This is a genomic window from Mycobacterium sp. 852002-51057_SCH5723018, assembly GCF_001667035.1.
Lineage (GTDB): Bacteria > Actinomycetota > Actinomycetes > Mycobacteriales > Mycobacteriaceae > Mycobacterium.
This window is the reverse complement of the sequence record NZ_LZIR01000081.1, coordinates 31,495-46,734: the sequence shown is the minus strand read 5'-3', so window position 1 is coordinate 46,734 and position 15,240 is coordinate 31,495. Positions and strand designations below refer to the sequence as shown.

Annotated in this window: 14 protein-coding genes; 8 read left to right on the top strand and 6 right to left on the bottom strand. The window is 66.6% G+C overall.

Annotation, left to right across the window (positions count from 1 at the left end):
* Window positions 1-14: 14 nt before the first annotated feature.
* The 3 genes from A5764_RS17215 to A5764_RS17205 are packed head-to-tail and all read left to right on the top strand — an operon-like array spanning window position 15 to window position 3,342.
* Entirely contained in the window at window positions 15-1,451 is a 1,437-nt protein-coding gene (locus tag A5764_RS17215) for an aldehyde dehydrogenase family protein (RefSeq protein ID WP_067114716.1), read from the top strand.
* A 56-nt stretch (window positions 1,452-1,507) separates the two neighbouring features.
* On the top strand, window positions 1,508-2,368 hold the full coding sequence (locus A5764_RS17210; protein ID WP_067114715.1) for an SDR family oxidoreductase: 861 nt from the start codon (window positions 1,508-1,510) through the stop codon (window positions 2,366-2,368).
* A gap of 5 nt (window positions 2,369-2,373) precedes the next feature.
* On the top strand, window positions 2,374-3,342 hold the full coding sequence (locus tag A5764_RS17205) for an NADPH:quinone oxidoreductase family protein (protein WP_067114714.1): 969 nt from the start codon (window positions 2,374-2,376) through the stop codon (window positions 3,340-3,342).
* A 9-nt stretch (window positions 3,343-3,351) separates the two neighbouring features.
* Here the strand turns inward: A5764_RS17205 and A5764_RS17200 are convergent, their stop codons facing one another.
* From A5764_RS17200 to A5764_RS17185, 4 genes are all read right to left on the bottom strand, one after another.
* Window positions 3,352-5,109, bottom strand: a complete 1,758-nt coding sequence (locus tag A5764_RS17200) for a PE-PPE domain-containing protein (protein WP_067114856.1) — start codon at window positions 5,107-5,109, stop codon at window positions 3,352-3,354.
* A 216-nt stretch (window positions 5,110-5,325) separates the two neighbouring features.
* Window positions 5,326-7,026, bottom strand: a complete 1,701-nt coding sequence (locus A5764_RS17195) for a PE-PPE domain-containing protein (protein ID WP_067114713.1) — start codon at window positions 7,024-7,026, stop codon at window positions 5,326-5,328.
* Between the two features lie 115 nt (window positions 7,027-7,141).
* The gene (locus A5764_RS17190) at window positions 7,142-7,990 is read right to left on the bottom strand and encodes a tyrosine-protein phosphatase (RefSeq protein WP_067114712.1); all 849 of its coding nucleotides are present in this window, start codon (window positions 7,988-7,990) and stop codon (window positions 7,142-7,144) included.
* The gene (locus tag A5764_RS17185) at window positions 7,983-9,203 is read right to left on the bottom strand and encodes an acyl-CoA dehydrogenase family protein (RefSeq protein WP_067114854.1); all 1,221 of its coding nucleotides are present in this window, start codon (window positions 9,201-9,203) and stop codon (window positions 7,983-7,985) included. The genes A5764_RS17190 and A5764_RS17185 overlap by 8 nt, the downstream gene beginning before the upstream one ends.
* A gap of 165 nt (window positions 9,204-9,368) precedes the next feature.
* On the opposite strand from A5764_RS17185, the gene A5764_RS17180 reads away from it, so the two are divergent.
* From A5764_RS17180 to A5764_RS17165, 4 genes are read left to right on the top strand one after another with little or no spacing between them, the layout of a single operon-like run.
* On the top strand, window positions 9,369-9,830 hold the full coding sequence (locus A5764_RS17180; RefSeq protein ID WP_067114852.1) for a nuclear transport factor 2 family protein: 462 nt from the start codon (window positions 9,369-9,371) through the stop codon (window positions 9,828-9,830).
* A gap of 58 nt (window positions 9,831-9,888) precedes the next feature.
* Window positions 9,889-11,037 (top strand): Re/Si-specific NAD(P)(+) transhydrogenase subunit alpha, encoded by a 1,149-nt coding sequence (locus A5764_RS17175; RefSeq protein ID WP_067114711.1) that lies wholly within the window; start codon window positions 9,889-9,891, stop codon window positions 11,035-11,037.
* Window positions 11,038-11,385 (top strand): NAD(P) transhydrogenase subunit alpha, encoded by a 348-nt coding sequence (locus tag A5764_RS17170; RefSeq protein WP_067114710.1) that lies wholly within the window; start codon window positions 11,038-11,040, stop codon window positions 11,383-11,385.
* Complete coding sequence (locus tag A5764_RS17165) at window positions 11,382-12,806, top strand: NAD(P)(+) transhydrogenase (Re/Si-specific) subunit beta (RefSeq protein WP_067114709.1); 1,425 nt, start codon at window positions 11,382-11,384, stop codon at window positions 12,804-12,806. The genes A5764_RS17170 and A5764_RS17165 overlap by 4 nt, the downstream gene beginning before the upstream one ends.
* Window positions 12,807-12,839: 33 nt before the next feature.
* Here the strand turns inward: A5764_RS17165 and A5764_RS28445 are convergent, their stop codons facing one another.
* Window positions 12,840-12,965 (bottom strand): hypothetical protein, encoded by a 126-nt coding sequence (locus A5764_RS28445; RefSeq protein ID WP_142281383.1) that lies wholly within the window; start codon window positions 12,963-12,965, stop codon window positions 12,840-12,842.
* Window positions 12,966-13,128: 163 nt separating this feature from the next.
* Here A5764_RS28445 and A5764_RS17160 point away from each other — a divergent pair, with 163 nt between their 5' ends.
* Window positions 13,129-13,752 (top strand): TetR/AcrR family transcriptional regulator, encoded by a 624-nt coding sequence (locus A5764_RS17160; RefSeq protein ID WP_067114708.1) that lies wholly within the window; start codon window positions 13,129-13,131, stop codon window positions 13,750-13,752.
* A gap of 7 nt (window positions 13,753-13,759) precedes the next feature.
* Here A5764_RS17160 and A5764_RS17155 read toward each other — a convergent pair whose 3' ends face one another.
* Window positions 13,760-15,235, bottom strand: coding sequence for a PE-PPE domain-containing protein (locus A5764_RS17155; RefSeq protein ID WP_067114707.1), 1,476 nt, complete (start codon window positions 15,233-15,235; stop codon window positions 13,760-13,762).
* Window positions 15,236-15,240: the final 5 nt, after the last annotated feature.

Genomic DNA, 15,240 nt, shown 5'->3' with positions numbered 1-15,240 from the left:
CAAGGGAAGGGACAATGATGACCACCGAATCGGTTGCACCGACGACATCCGAATCCGCGAATGGGACCCCGTCCAAGACGGCCGCGGTCGACATCCCCGCGACGGTGGATCGGCTCCGCAAGACCTTCGCCGGCGGCCGCACCCGCGACATCGAGTGGCGCAAACAGCAGTTGCTGCAATTGGCGAAGCTGATGGAGGAGAACGAGGACGCGATCGCCGCCGCGCTGGCCGAGGATCTGGACCGCAGCAAGTTCGAGGCCTACATCGCTGACATCGCCACCACCGCCGGTGAGGCGAAGTACGCCGCCAAGCGGGTGCGCCGGTGGACGCGCCGCAGGTACCAATTGCTGGAGGTGCCGCAGCTGCCAGGCCGCGGCTGGATCGAGTACGAGCCCTACGGCACCGTGCTGATCATCGGCGCCTGGAACTACCCGTTCTACCTGACCTTGGGCCCGGCGGTCGGGGCGATCGCCGCGGGAAACGCCGTCATCCTCAAGCCCTCGGAGATCGCGGCGGCGTCCGCGCACTTGATGGCCGAGCTGGTGCCGCGCTACCTCGACAACGACGCCATCGCCGTGGTCGAGGGCGACGGCGCAACCAGCCAGGAGCTCATCGCGCAGGGCATGGATCGGGTGCTGTTCACCGGCGGCACCGAGATCGGACGCAAGGTCTACGAAGGCGCGGCGCCGCACCTGACCCCGTGCACGCTGGAGCTCGGCGGCAAGAGCCCGGTGATCGTGGCGGCCGACGCCGACGTCGACGTGGCGGCCAAGCGGATCGCCTGGATGAAACTGCTGAACGCCGGGCAGACATGCGTCGCACCCGATTACGTTTTGGCGGACGCGAGGATTCGCGATGAGCTGGTGAGCAAGATCGGCGCTGCCATCATGAAGTTCACCTCCGACAAGCCGAACGGCGTGCGGATCGTCAACCAGCGGCAGTTCGACCGCATCAGCGGCTACCTCTCCAGCGGGGACGGCAAGGTCACCGTCGGCGGCGACTGTGACGCCTCGACCCTGCGCATCAAGCCCGCCGTGGTCGTCGACCCGGACCCGGACGGGCCGCTGATGCAGAATGAGATCTTCGGGCCGGTGCTGCCGGTGGTCACCGTCCAATCCCTGGACGACGCAATACGTTTCGTCAATTCGCGGGCAAAGCCGTTGGCTGCGTACCTGTTTACCAAGGCTCGCGAAACCCGCGAGCGGGTGATCAAGGAGGTGTCGGCCGGCGGCATGCTGGTCAACCACATCGCCTTCCAGGTGTCCACGGCCAAGCTGCCGTTCGGCGGTGTCGGCGCGTCGGGTATGGGCGCCTACCACGGCAAATACGGATTCGAGGAGTTCAGCCACCGCAAGTCGGTGCTGACCAAACCGACGCGGCCCGACCTGTCCAGTTTCATCTACCCGCCGTACACCAACCGCGCCTTCAAGATGGCGCGCCGAATGTTCTGATACCGCTACGCCAAATCACCTGCTAGGAACTATCTTTCACCGTAGAGAGGAAGCTGATGCCCGGAGTGCAGGATCGCGTCATCGTCGTCACCGGAGCGGGTGGTGGACTGGGCCGTGAATACGCCCTGACCCTCGCCCGGGAGGGTGCGAGCGTCGTCGTCAACGACCTCGGCGGATCCCGCGACGGCACCGGCGCCGGTCACAACATGGCCGACCACGTCGTCAACGAGATCAAGGAGGCCGGTGGTCGCGCGGCCGCCAACTACGACAGCGTCGCCGAGCCCGAGGGCGCCGAGAACATCATCAAGACCGCGCTCGACGAGTTCGGCGCCGTGCACGGCGTGGTCAGCAACGCCGGGATCCTGCGGGACGGCACCTTCCACAAGATGTCGTTCGAGAACTGGGATGCCGTGCTCAAGGTGCACCTGTACGGCGGGTACAACGTCATCCGCGCCGCGTGGCCGCATTTCCGTGAGCAAAGCTACGGCCGGGTCGTCGTCGCCACCTCCACCAGCGGGCTGTTCGGCAACTTCGGCCAGACCAACTACGGCGCGGCCAAGCTCGGACTCGTCGGCATGATCAACACGCTGGCGCTCGAGGGGGCCAAGTACAACATCCACGCCAACGCCCTCGCCCCGATCGCGGCGACCCGGATGACCCAGGACATCCTGCCGCCCGAGGTGCTGGAGAAGCTGACGCCGGAGTTCGTCGCGCCTGTGGTCGCCTATCTGTGCACCGAGGAAAACGCGGACAACGGTTCGATTTTCGTGGTCGGCGGTGGCAAGGTCCAGCGCGTCGCCCTGTTCGAGAATCAGGGCGTCAACTTCGACCAGCCGCCGTCGGTGCAGGACGTCGCCGACCACTGGTCGGAGATAACCGACCTCTCCGCAGCGCAAAAGGCCGGCTTCAAGCTGTAACGGCAATGAAAGCCTGTGTGGTGAAAAGGCTGTCCGGTCCGGACGGCCTCGTGTACACCGACATCGACGACGTCGGCGGCGACGACAACCACGTCGTGATCGACGTGCGGGCCGCCGGCGTCTGCTTTCCGGACCTGCTGCTGGCCAAGGGCGAGTACCAGCTGAAGCTGCCCCCACCGTTCGTGCCCGGCATGGAGGCCGCGGGGGTGGTGCGCTCGGCCCCGGCGGGGTCGGGTTTCCGCGTCGGCGAACGGGTTTCGGCGTTCGGAATTTTGGGCGCCTATGCCGAGCAGGTGGCCGTTCCGGTGCCCAACGTGATGCGCAGCCCCGCGGAACTCGACGATGCCGAAGCGGTTTCGCTATTGGTCAACTACAACACCATGTATTTCGCGCTGGCGCGCCGCGCCGCGATGCGGCCGGGCGACACGGTACTGGTGCTGGGTTCCGCCGGCGGGGTGGGCACGGCGGCGATCCAGGTCGCCAAGGCGATGGGTGCGAAAAAGGTGGTCGGCGTCGTACACCGGGAGGCCGCGGCCGACTACGTCGCCGCGCTCGGCGCCGACCTGGTGTTGCCACTCGCCGACGGCTGGGCCGACCAGGTGCGGGACTACACCGACGGGCGCGGCGTGGACATCGTCGTCGATCCCATCGGGGGCCCTGCCTTCGACGACGCGATCAGGGTGCTGGCGATCGACGGCAAGCTGCTGGTGATCGGCTTCGCCGCGGGCGGCATTCCGACCGTCAAGGTCAACCGCCTGCTGCTGCGCAACGTCAGCGTGGTCGGCGTGGCCTGGGGCGAGTATCTGAACAAGGTTCCCGGCTCGGCTGCCCTGTTCGCGTGGGGGCTGAGCCAGCTGGTTTTCCTGGGGCTCAAACCGCCTCCGCCGCAACGCTTTCCGCTCTCAGAGGGCCAGACCGCGTTGCAGACTTTGGCCGACGGCGGTGTGCTCGGAAAGGTCGTGCTCGAACCCTAGGCTCGGTTCTCAGTCGATTCCAGGGTTGGGGTGGCCGGTCAAGATCGTGTCGAGCGAGTTCTCGATGGAGAGGAATTCGAACCCGCCCGCGAGCGTGGTCAATCCGACGTTCGCCGCGATCGGATCGCCGAAAGCATCCATCAGACCCTGAATCGGGTTGCCGCTGACCGCTTCCGAGATGCCGTTCAGGAACAGGTTGACGTCGTAAGACGGAATGGACACGACGAGGGCCGTCCCGATGTCCGCCGTCGGAAGCAGCGTCGAGTATGCCGTGGAGAAGTCGGTGGTCAAGGTGCCGACGATATTCGTGTTGGCCGACTGGATGCCCGCGATGATGTCGTTGATCGACGGAATGGACGTCAGGGTAGGCAGGGTCAGTGGGGCACCGCCGGTTGATCCAGAGCCCGGAAGCAGGCTCGTCAGGCTCGACAGCGAAAGGGACGGCGGTGAGGTTGGCACCATGGCAGACAGGTCGCCGGCGAAGGCGCCGATCCCCTGCTGGGTGCCGCTGACCAGAAGGGGCCCCAGGGCTGTGGTGGCGCTGAGCGGCGGCAAGAACCCGAACGGCGTTTGAATGTTCGCCGGTCCCGTCGAGAACCCGAAGTTCGGGTCGCCATAGCCCCAGTTGACCAGATACCGCAGGTCCGGTTGCACCAGGTCGGCAAGCGGGTTTCCGATCAACGGGAGGGCACGCAGCGGCTCCAGCAGGGGCAGGTTTGCCGTGGGAATCATGTAGTAGTCGGTCAGGCTGCCGCTGGTGCCGAGGCTTTCTGATCCGGGCAACAAGAAACCCTGTCCAACTTGTGTTGGCGTGAGCTCGGGATAGGTGCCGTGCACGAAGACGATGCCGGCAAGGGCATTGAGGTCGGAGAGGAAATCGATGGGATACTGCGGGAAGTCGGCGAAGCCGTCGTACTCGAGCGTGTAGATCGTGGTGTGGAAGAGATCGCTTGGCGTCGACGTGCCGAATGTGACCCCTAGGCTCGGCAGGCTCAAACCGGGGAAGCGGGCGAACAGGCCGCCGTTGGGATTGCTTGGATCGCCGATCAGGGTGAAGAAGAGTTGGTTGGCGGTATAGCCGGCGTTATGGAGCTGCGGCATCGCTACCGATGCGATGATCGCGCTCTGCGAGTAGCCGAACACGCCCAGGGACGAGGCGCCGGCGGCGAAGGATTGGGAGATCGCGGTTTCAAGCGAGGTGACGCCGCGGGCCAGCGAGATGTCCAGCGTGAGGTCTTTGGTGCCGGTGAAGGGATACAAGCCCTCCGCGGTGGTCACGGCATTGATGAACGGTGTCAAGGGTGTGTTGTTGGGGGTGTACCTGCCCAAGTACAGTGCGCGCACGGCCGCAATGTAGCTCGGTGTCGGGTTGGGAAAGCCGCTTGCGCCCATGACCAGGATCTGGCTGACCTGTGGGTCTGCCGGCGGGCTGAAGCCGAACACGGGGGCGGCCGAGGCGCCGCCGCTGAGGCCGAGCGAGGCGGCGATCTGAGCTTCGGCTTGCGCGTACGTGTTTCCGGCGGCGGCCAGCGTCGCAGCGAACTCGTTGTGGAATGCGGTCGCCTGGGTGAGGAGCGCCTGATATTCCTGACCGAATGTGCCGAAGAACTGGGCGGTGATGGCCGACACCTCGTCTTCGGCGGCCGCCGCCAGAGTGGTCGTCGGGCCGGCCGCGGCCGCCCGGGCCTCGTCGATCGCCGAACTGATTGCAGAAGCATCCTGTGCGGCCGTCGCCAAAATCTGGGGCTGCGTGATCAGGGTCGTCATCGGCTTTTCCCTTCCGGACACAGGGGCTCTGGTGGCGGAACCGACGAGGCTGACAAGCCCGTTGACCTGGCGCATCGCTGAAACCGGCACGAGTAGCTTAGAGCGATCGCCCCAGCGTGCGTGGCTTTTTGCGCTATCGGTTTTGCGTGTCTTCCCTGGTGCCGTCGGGGGATGACAAAACGCACTATGCCGGTCGTTTCGGCTGGAGGTTAAGCGTCAGGGAATCAGGGACACGAAGGCTTTGATGGTGTCTGCCGCCGCTCCCGCGAGGACCAATCCTTCGACACCACCTGCGACGGTGAGCAGCCCCGCGCTCGCGGCGAGCGGATCGCCGATCGCGTGGATGAGCCCAACAGGGTCACCGCCCGCCGCTTGCGCTATCCCATTCACGAACAGGTTGAAGTCGTAGACCGGGATGGCGGTCACCGTGGCATTGAGGATGTCCGCGGTCGGAAGCAGCACGGAGTAGCCGTCGGCGGCCGCCTGACTGATGGCGTTGACGACATGGGTGTCGGTCGTTTCCAGCGACTGGACGAAGCCGCCGATCGACGACGGCGACAGCAGTGTGGTGGGCGACGGCAACGAAATCGACAGGGAGTGCGAAATGTCCGGCAGCGAAAGGCCCGACGCCCCCTCGGCCATGAAATCACTTGCAGCGGAGGCGATTCCTTGCTGTGCACCGATGACCAGGTCGCCGGGCAGGACGGTTGTTGCGCTCAGCGGCGGGAACAGCCCGAACGGGGTGGGCACATTGGCCGGCCCGGTCGAATAGCCATAGGCCGGGTTCCCGTAGCCCCAGTTGACGAGATAGGTCAGGTCCGGTTGGAGAAGATCGGCCAGCGGGGTACCCACGAACGGTACGTAACGCAGCGGGTCCAACAGCGGCAGATTCGGTGTCATCCCCATGAAGTAGGTGGTGTGGCCGGTGTACGTCGATTCGACGGGCAATTGAACAAAGGAGGTCGTCGTTGGATCGATCTTCGGATACGTGGGGTGCACAAAGGCGATGCCCGCCACCGCATTGAGGTCCGACAGGATGTCGATCGGGTACTGCGGGAAGTCGGCGAAGCCGTCGTATTCGAGCGAGAAGATGTTGGTCGTCCACGGCGTGTTCGCGGGCGTCGCGCCGTAGAAGTCCAGGCCGAGGCTGGGGAGGAAAAGGCCCGCAAAGCGTTCCAGGAGGCCGCCGTTGGGATTCATCGGATCGGCCAACAGATTGAAGTAGAGCTGGTTGCTCGGCGGCGGGGTCGCGCTGGCCAGAAGCTGCTGCATCTCAATCGAGGCGATGATCGAGCTCTGCGAGTAGCTCTGCACGAGAACGGTGTTGCCGGCCGCGATCTGCTGCTTGATCGCGGCATCGAGAATCTCTACGCCCTGGCTCACTGAAATGTTGAGGGGCAAGCTTCTGACACCGGTAAGCGGATACAGGCCTTCGGGAGTGAAGAGCGCCTCCACGCTGCCCCAAGTAAAGCCGCCCTGGGTGGCCCACTTGAGCACGCCGTTTATGTATGTCGGGCTCGGTATCGGGTTTCCGCTGCCGCCTAAGACGATGGCAACGTCGACGGCCGGGTCCGTCAGCGCCGACGTCGCGCTCACGGCCGCCCCCGCCGCGCCGGTGCCGCCGAGCGCGTTCGAAGCCGCGGCCTCGGCCGCCGCATACGCGCCGCCGGCGGCGGCGAGCGCTTGGACGAATTGGCTGTGAAATTGCGTGGCCTGCGCGACGGCGGCCTGATACTCCTGGCCGCAGAGGCCGAACAGCTTCGTGACGGCCGCCGACACCTCGTCGGCGGCCGGCGCCAAGAAGCCGGATGTCGGCCCCGCCGCGGCTGCCTTCGCCGCGTTGATCGCCGAACCAATCTGTTCGACGTTCGCGGCAACCGCCGCGATGGACTCCGGCTCAGTGATCAGGAACGTCATCGACCCCTCCTCCGTGACGAAAGAGCGTCCCCGGTCTAAATCGCGGACTGGCCGACGCGGCCAACGATGTGGCCGTAGTCAGCGTAGAGCGGTGCCCCCAGTGGGGATGCCGTTTTCAGGCGAGGAGCGCGTCGCGCAGGCGATCCACGTCGGCCTCGGTGATGCCGGCGTCGTCGAGGTAGCCGCCCAGCGACCCGAATTCCTCGTCGATCGTTAGGCGGGCCGCGGCCAGATACTCGGGTCGGACTCCGAGGACCCCGTCGGACAGCCGGGCTTCGGTGAAGGTCACCACCTCCGGGGTCAGCTCGGTATCGCCGCGCTGCTGGATCATTTCGTAGATGTGGGTACGTAGTTCGGGCACGGCGTCGTTGCTGCGCAAGAAGTCGGCGACGATCGTGTCGCGGTCGATGCCGACCGCCTCCAAGACGGTCGCGATGACGAAGCCGGTGCGGTCCTTGCCCGCGAAGCAGTGCGTGAGCACCGGGCGGCCGGCGGCCAGGAGCGTGACGACGCGGCGCAGCGCGCGCTGCGCTCCGTTGCGGGTGGGGAACTGGCGGTACTCGTCGGTCATGAAGCGGACCGCGGCCTCGTTGACGGGCTCGCCCGACCCGTCGGATTCGCCACCGTCGCCCTTTAGCAGCCGCTGAAACGCCTCTTCGTGCGGCGCCGCACCGCCGGCCTGCTCGTCCTCGGCTTGCTGGTCGGACAAGTCGGGAAACGGCAGCAGGTGGATCTCGACGCCGTCGGGCACCAGTCCGGGACCGCGCCGGGCCACCTCGCGGGACGCGCGCAGGTCGGCGACATCGGTGATGCCCAGCCGGCGCAGCGTTGCCCGGCCGTCGTCGTCGAGGCGGCTCAGCTCGCTGGACCGGAACAACCGTCCCGGCCGCAAGGCCGTCGCGCCGTCGGCGACGTCACGAAAGTTCCACGCGCCCGGCAGTTCCCGCACGGCTGCCTCAGCCATGCTGGGTAACCGCCGCGGCGAGCGCGGACTGCTCCCGACCGACCTCGGCGCGCGCGATGGTCCGCATGTGCACCTCGTCGGGTCCGTCGAAGATCCGCATCGCGCGGTGCCATCCGTAGAGCCGGGCCAGCACGGTGTCGTCGCTGACGCCGGCCGCCCCGTGCACCTGGATGGCGCGGTCGATGACGTCGCAGGCCACCCGCGGGGCCACCGCCTTGATCTGCGAGACCAGCAGGTGGGCGGCCTTGTTGCCATGCTGGTCGATCGTCCATGCCGCCTTCTCGCACAACAGCCTGGCCTGGTCGATCTCATTGCGGCACTTGGCAATTGATTCCCGAACCACGCCTTGTTCGGCCAGCGGGCGGCCGAAGGCCACCCGGTTGTTGGCTCGGTGAACCATGAGGGCTAGCGCGCGTTCGGCCCCGCCCAGCGCGCGCATGCAGTGGTGAATGCGCCCGGGCCCCAGCCGGGCCTGGGCGATCGCGAAGCCGGAGCCTTCCTCACCGAGCAGGTTGGTGACCGGCACCCGGACGTTGTCGTAGACGATCTCGCAGTGCCCGTGCTGGTCCTGCCAGCCGAACACCGGTGTCGAGCGAACCACCGTCACGCCCGGGATGTCGATCGGCACCAGGACCATCGACTGCTGCTGGTGGCTCGCCGCCTCGGGGTTGGTGCGGCCCATCACGATCAGGATCTTGCAGCGCGGGTCCGCCGCGCCCGAGGTCCACCACTTGCGCCCGTTGATCACGTAGTCGGCGCCGTCGCGCACGATCGAGGTTTCGATGTTGCGGGCGTCGCTGCTGGCGACCGCGGGCTCGGTCATCGAAAAGGCGCTGCGGATCTCGCCATTCAGCAACGGCTCGAGCCACCGCTTGCGCTGCTCCTCGGTGGCGAACAGGTGCAGGGTCTCCATGTTGCCGGTATCGGGCGCCGCGCAGTTGAGCGCCTCGGGCGCGATCTCCAGGCTCCAGCCGGTGATCTCGGCCAGCGGCGCGTACTCGAGGTTGCTCAGCCCCGACTCGGCCGGCAGGAACAGGTTCCACAGGCCGGCCGCTTTGGCCTTGGTTTTCAGGTCCTCGAGCACCGGCGGGACGGTGTGGTCGCCTGCGCCGGCTTCGTGGCGGTATTTGTCGTATTCGGCCTCGGCCGGGAAGACGTATTCGGTCATGAAGTCGGACAGCCGCTTGTGGTAGTCGCTCGCTTTGGCCGACATCGCGAAGTCCATGACCGTCACGATAATTCACGCGCTCTGACGCGTCGCTTCAGGTCACCGGCGCGAAGCTCGGGGATACCGCCAGATATAAGAGGTCGCGAGCGGCCGCGGCGTGTCGTGACAGACGTTTATGTGTCGCGATTCCCATCGCGCACGATGTACGTCGTGACCGAATCTCGCCCGCCCTTCCCGCCGTTCACGCTCGACACCGCCATGCAGAAGGTCCAGGCCGCCGAGGACGCCGGGAACACCCGCGACCCCCACCGCGTCAGCCTCGCCTACACGCCCGATTCGCAGTGGCGAAACCGCGACGAACACGTCGTCGGCCGCGACGAGATCGTCGCGTTTCTGACCCGCAAGTGGGAACGCGAGCTCGACTATTCGCTGCGCAAGAGCATGTGGGACTTTCACGACAACCGCATCGCCGTGCGGTTCCAGTACGAGTGCCACGACCACGCCGGCCAGTGGTACCGCAGCTACGGCAACGAGCTGTGGGAGTTCACCCCGTCGGGGTTGATGGCGCGCCGCGAGGCCAGCATCAACGACGTGCCGATCGACGAGTCCGAGCGCCGCTACTTCGGGCCCAGGCCGGCGTCGGAGCACGGTCAAGAGATTCCGCTCTGGTAGCGGCCGATAGGGTGTCTGCGGCAAGCCGGTAGAAGTAAGGAAAGTAGATGTACGCGCCATGACAGATCCGCAGACGACCGTGGGCGTAGTCGCCGAGTCCGGGACCGACGAACGGCGCGTCGCGCTGGTGCCGAAGGCGGTCGCGTCGCTGGTCAATAGCGGCCTGGCGGTGGTGGTCGAGTCGGGTGCGGGCGAGGGTGCGCTGCTTCCCGACGACCTCTATAGCCAGGCCGGGGCGACGATCGGGGACGCCTGGGCCGCCGACGTGGTCGTCAAGGTCGCGCCGCCGACCGCCGACGAGGTCCGCCGGTTGCGCAGCGGGCAGACCCTGATCGGCTTCCTGGCGCCGCGCAACGCCGACAACTCGATCGGTGCGCTCACCGAGGCGGGGGTGCAGGCGTTCGCGCTCGAGGCCATCCCGCGCATCTCGCGGGCGCAGGCGATGGACGCGTTGTCGTCGCAGGGCAACGTGGCCGGCTATAAGGCGGTGCTGCTGGCCGCCTCCGAGTCGACCCGCTTCTTCCCCATGCTGACGACGGCGGCGGGCACCGTGAAGCCGGCCTCCGTGCTGGTGCTCGGCGTCGGGGTGGCCGGGCTGCAGGCGCTGGCCACCGCCAAACGGCTGGGCGCGCGGACCTCCGGGTACGACGTGCGTCCGGAGGTGGCCGACCAGGTGCGGTCGGTGGGGGCGCAGTGGCTCGACGTCGGCATTGATGCGTCCGGTGAGGGCGGGTACGCCCGCGAGCTCACCGAGGAGGAGCGCGCCCAGCAGCAGGAGGCCCTGGAAAAGGCGATCAGCGGGTTCGACGTGGTGATCACCACCGCGCTGGTGCCCGGACGGCCCGCGCCGCGGCTGGTGACCGCCGCGGCGGTGGAGGCGATGAAGCCCGGCAGCGTGGTGGTGGATCTGGCCGGGGAAACCGGCGGCAACTGCGAGCTGACCGAGCCCGGCAAGACGGTGGTCAAGCACGACGTCACCATCGCCGCCCCGCTGAACCTGCCGGCGACCATGCCCGAGCACGCCAGCGAGCTCTACAGCAAGAACATCACGGCGCTGCTGGAGCTGTTGATCAAGGACGGCAAGCTGGCCCCCGACTTCGACGACGAGGTGGTCGCGGCGGCCTGTGTCACCCGCCCGCGCGGTGGCGACGACGCAGTGCGTAGCGATGCGGAGGAGCGGCGCCAGACCATCGGAGAGGACTCCTAGATGTACGACGAGCTGTTGCAAAACCTGGCGATCCTGGTGCTGTCCGGGTTCGTCGGGTTCGCGGTCATCTCCAAGGTGCCCAACACGCTGCACACCCCGCTGATGTCGGGCACCAACGCCATCCACGGCATCGTGGTGCTGGGCGCGCTGGTGGTGTTCGGGGCGGTCGAGCACCCGTCGCTCGCGGTGCAGATCATCCTGTTCGTGGCGGTGGTTTTCGGCACGCTGAACGTCATCGGCGGTTTCATCGTCACCGACCGGATGCTGGGCATGTTCAAGGGCAAAAAGCCTGTCGCAGCCGGGAAGGCCGAGAAGACGGAAGCGACCCAGGAGTCAGTGGCCAAATGAACTACCTGGTCACCGTCCTCTACATCATCGCGTTCGCGCTCTTCATTTACGGCTTGATGGGCCTGACCGGGCCCAAGACCGCGGTGCGCGGAAACCTGATCGCCGCGGTGGGCATGGCCATCGCGGTGGGCGCAACGCTGATCAAGATCCGCCACACCGATCAATGGGTGCTGATCATCGCCGGCCTGGTGGTGGGTGTGGTGCTGGGCGTCCCGCCGGCGCGGTTGACGAAGATGACGGCCATGCCGCAGCTCGTGGCGTTCTTCAACGGCGTCGGCGGCGGCACGGTCGCGCTCATCGCGCTGTCGGAATTCATTGAGACGACGGGTTTTTCGGCCTTTCAGCACGGCGAGTCGCCGACCGCGCACATCGTGGTGGCGTCGTTGTTCGCCGCGATCATCGGGTCGATCTCGTTTTGGGGCTCGATCATCGCCTTCGGCAAGCTGCAGGAGATCATCTCCGGCTCACCCATCGGCTTCGGCAGGGCCCAGCAACCGATCAACCTGCTGCTGCTGGCCGCGGCCGTCGCCGCCGCGGTGGTCATCGGCGTGCACGCGCATCCGGGCAGCGGCGGGGTGTCGCTGTGGTGGATGATCGGCCTGCTGGCGGCCGCCGGGGTGCTCGGGCTGATGGTGGTGCTGCCCATCGGCGGCGCCGACATGCCGGTGGTCATCTCGCTGCTGAACGCCATGACCGGGCTGTCGGCGGCGGCGGCGGGTTTGGCGCTGAACAACACCGCGATGATCGTCGCCGGCATGATCGTCGGCGCGTCCGGCTCCATCCTGACCAACCTGATGGCCAAGGCGATGAACCGGTCCATCCCCGCGATCGTGGCGGGCGGTTTCGGCGGCGGCGGCGTGGCCCCGACCGGCGACGGCGGCGGCGACAAGCACGTCAGGTCAACGTCGGCCTCCGATGCGGCGATCCAGATGGCCTACGCCAACCAGGTGATCGTGGTGCCGGGCTACGGCTTGGCCGTCGCGCAGGCCCAGCACGCCGTCAAGGACCTGGCCAACCTGCTCGAAGAGCGCGGCGTGCCGGTGAAATACGCGATCCACCCTGTCGCCGGCCGGATGCCGGGCCACATGAACGTGCTGCTGGCCGAGGCCGAGGTCGACTACGACGCCATGAAAGACATGGACGACATCAACGACGAGTTCGGCCGGACCGACGTCACCGTCGTCATCGGCGCCAACGACGTCACCAACCCCGCGGCCCGCAATGAGGCGTCCAGCCCGATCTACGGCATGCCGATCCTCAACGTGGACAAGTCCAAGTCGGTGATCGTGCTCAAGCGGTCCATGAACTCGGGCTTCGCCGGCATCGACAACCCGCTGTTTTATGCCGAGGGCACCACGATGCTGTTCGGGGACGCGAAGAAGTCGGTGACCGAGGTCGCCGAGGAATTAAAGGCGCTATAGCTTTGACCGGCGTCGGCGGGTCGACGTTGGTTCTTAAACGGGCGGGTAGGGGGGCGGCGGGTAGCCGTTGCCGTCGACGACGCCGCGCAGACCCCACGGCACGTAGCGCATGAAGAACTCGATCTCGTCGCTCATGTCGTAGTCCGGACTCGGATCCATTTCCCCACCTCTCGACTCGCGACTCAGTTCGACTCAGAAGTCTAGTCCCATGGGCGGCGCCGCGACAGGAGCCCGTGGCCTTAAACTGTCCAACCAGTTGATTGATACTTTGCCTTGCCGCGGGGCGCGCCGCCCCTGCGCGCCGTGACGATAGAGAGTACCGATGCCATCCGAGAACGGGCTAACGCGCCGCGAGGAGTTGCTGGCCGTTGCCACCAAACTGTTCGCCGCCCGCGGCTACCACGGCACCCGGATGGACGACGTCGCCGACGTGATCGGGCTGAACAAGGCCACGGTCTACCACTACTACGCCAGCAAGTCGCTGATCTTGTTCGACATCTACCGCCAGGCGGCCGAGGGCACCCTGGCCGCCGTGCACGACGACCCCTCGTGGACCGCCCGCGAAGCCCTCTACCAGTACACGGTCCGCCTGCTCACCGGCATCGCGGCCAACCCCGAGCGGGCAGCCGTGTACTTCCAGGAGCAGCCCTACATCACCGAATGGTTCACCGCCGACCAGGTCGCCGAGGTCCGCGAGAAGGAGGCCCAGGTCTACGAGCACGTGCACGGGCTCATCGACCGCGGGATCGCCAGCGGCGAGTTCTTCGAATGCGACTCGCATGTGGTGGCGCTGGGCTACATCGGGATGACGCTGGGCAGCTACCGGTGGCTGCGACCGCACGGGCGGCGCACCGCCAAGGAAATCGCGGCCGAGTTCAGCACCGCGCTGCTGCGGGGCCTCATCCGCGACGAATCGGTCCGCCAGGATTCCCCGCTCGGCCTGTAGCGGCGGCTCAGGGGAAGACGGGCGGCGGAATGATGTGCAGTACGTTGCCGACGGTCCCACTGAGCAGGGAGAGCAGCGTGGTGCTCGACTGGCCCAGGGAGATGTTCAGGCCGGGATTGATGGAGGGGACCCATGGGTAGGCGTTGGGGAAGTAGGACGGCGACAGCAATCCGGATTCCACCCCGATTTCCACCGCGGCGCCGTACGGGCCCTGCACAGTACCCAGCGCCAGGTCGGGGATGATCGTCAGCGGGTTGGGTATCTCGAACAGCCCGGCCGGGGTGGGGATATTCGCATAGTCGGCGCCGGGCCCGAAACCGGTGTAGCCCAGGTCGACCAGCACCCGCAGGTCCGGCTGGAAGATGTCGGCGATCGGGGGACCGGCGAAGGGGATTGCGCGGATCGGCTGCAGCAGCGGCAGGTTCTGGGTCATGAGCATGTAGTAGTGGGTGTCGCCGGTGTAGCCCGGGGACGTCGGCAACGGCACCGCGTTGGCGACCTGCGTGGCCGTCATCAGCGGATACGTGTTGTGCACGAAGAAGTAGCCCATGAGGGCATTGAGGTCTGAGACGAGATTGAGCGGGTATTGCGGCAGGTCGGCGATGCCGTCGTATTGGGCGGTGTAAATCGTGGTGGGGTAGGGGCTGTTCGGCGGGGTCGCGCCGTTGAATGCCGTGTCCAGCAACGGGATGTAGAAGCCGGGGAAACGTTCGAGGATGCCCCCGACGGGGTTATTGGGATCGCCGATCAACATGAAGGAAAGCTGCCCCTGATAGGGGGAGCCCGCCGCCATCAGAGCGTTGATTTCGTTGGTGGCGATCGTGGCGCTCTGGGAATAGCCGAAAACGACGGCGCTATTGTTCGGCTGGTTGAACAGTAGCGAATTGATTGCGGTGTTCAGCCGGGCGACGCCGGCGGTGACCGACTGGCCGAACGTCATATTGCCGAGGCCGGGTGTCACCGGCCAGAACTGCTCGGACGTAAACAGGGCCTGCGGGATGGCGGTGGGGAACAGGGGCTTGATGAAGGAGTTGTAGACGCTGTTCAGGTAGATCGGGTCGGGCTGCGGGTTATTGGTGCCGCCCATGATCAACGCGTAGAGCGGGTCCCCGGACGGGGAGCTGAGCGTGGTCGCCAGTGCGCTGAAGCCCGACCCGCCGGCGACGGGCGCTGGCCCCAACAGCGTTTGCGCCAGCGCCGCGTTTGCGGCCTCGGCCTGCGCGTAGGTGTTGGCCGCGGCCATCAAGGCCGCGGTGAACTGGCCGTGAAAAGTCGCCGCTTGGGAGACGAGCGCTTGGTATTCCTGGCCGTAGCCGGCGAATAACTTGGCGATCGCCGCCGATACCTCATCGTCGGCCGCCGCCAGCAAACCGGTTGTCGGGCCCGCCGCGTCAGCACTCGCCGCCCGTATCGCCGAACCGATGCTTTCCACATCGGCGGCCGTAGATGTCAACACCTCAGGGGCGGTTATTAAATACGACATCTCCC

What these genes read in the sequence shown, in the direction of transcription:
- A5764_RS17185 (WP_067114854.1), bottom strand. Translation starts at nt 9,203, where the DNA reads ATGTCGGCCAAAGCGAGCGACTACCACAAGCGGCTGTCCGACTTCATG.
- A5764_RS17200 (WP_067114856.1), bottom strand. Translation starts at nt 5,109, where the DNA reads ATGACGACCCTGATCACGCAGCCCCAGATTTTGGCGACGGCCGCACAG.
- A5764_RS17170 (WP_067114710.1), top strand. Translation starts at nt 11,038, where the DNA reads ATGTACGACGAGCTGTTGCAAAACCTGGCGATCCTGGTGCTGTCCGGG.
- A5764_RS17205 (WP_067114714.1), top strand. Translation starts at nt 2,374, where the DNA reads ATGAAAGCCTGTGTGGTGAAAAGGCTGTCCGGTCCGGACGGCCTCGTG.
- A5764_RS17165 (WP_067114709.1), top strand. Translation starts at nt 11,382, where the DNA reads ATGAACTACCTGGTCACCGTCCTCTACATCATCGCGTTCGCGCTCTTC.
- A5764_RS17215 (WP_067114716.1), top strand. Translation starts at nt 15, where the DNA reads ATGATGACCACCGAATCGGTTGCACCGACGACATCCGAATCCGCGAAT.
- A5764_RS17155 (WP_067114707.1), bottom strand. Translation starts at nt 15,235, where the DNA reads ATGTCGTATTTAATAACCGCCCCTGAGGTGTTGACATCTACGGCCGCC.
- A5764_RS28445 (WP_142281383.1), bottom strand. Translation starts at nt 12,965, where the DNA reads ATGGATCCGAGTCCGGACTACGACATGAGCGACGAGATCGAGTTCTTC.
- A5764_RS17175 (WP_067114711.1), top strand. Translation starts at nt 9,889, where the DNA reads ATGACAGATCCGCAGACGACCGTGGGCGTAGTCGCCGAGTCCGGGACC.
- A5764_RS17210 (WP_067114715.1), top strand. Translation starts at nt 1,508, where the DNA reads ATGCCCGGAGTGCAGGATCGCGTCATCGTCGTCACCGGAGCGGGTGGT.
- A5764_RS17190 (WP_067114712.1), bottom strand. Translation starts at nt 7,990, where the DNA reads ATGGCTGAGGCAGCCGTGCGGGAACTGCCGGGCGCGTGGAACTTTCGT.
- A5764_RS17160 (WP_067114708.1), top strand. Translation starts at nt 13,129, where the DNA reads ATGCCATCCGAGAACGGGCTAACGCGCCGCGAGGAGTTGCTGGCCGTT.
- A5764_RS17195 (WP_067114713.1), bottom strand. Translation starts at nt 7,026, where the DNA reads ATGACGTTCCTGATCACTGAGCCGGAGTCCATCGCGGCGGTTGCCGCG.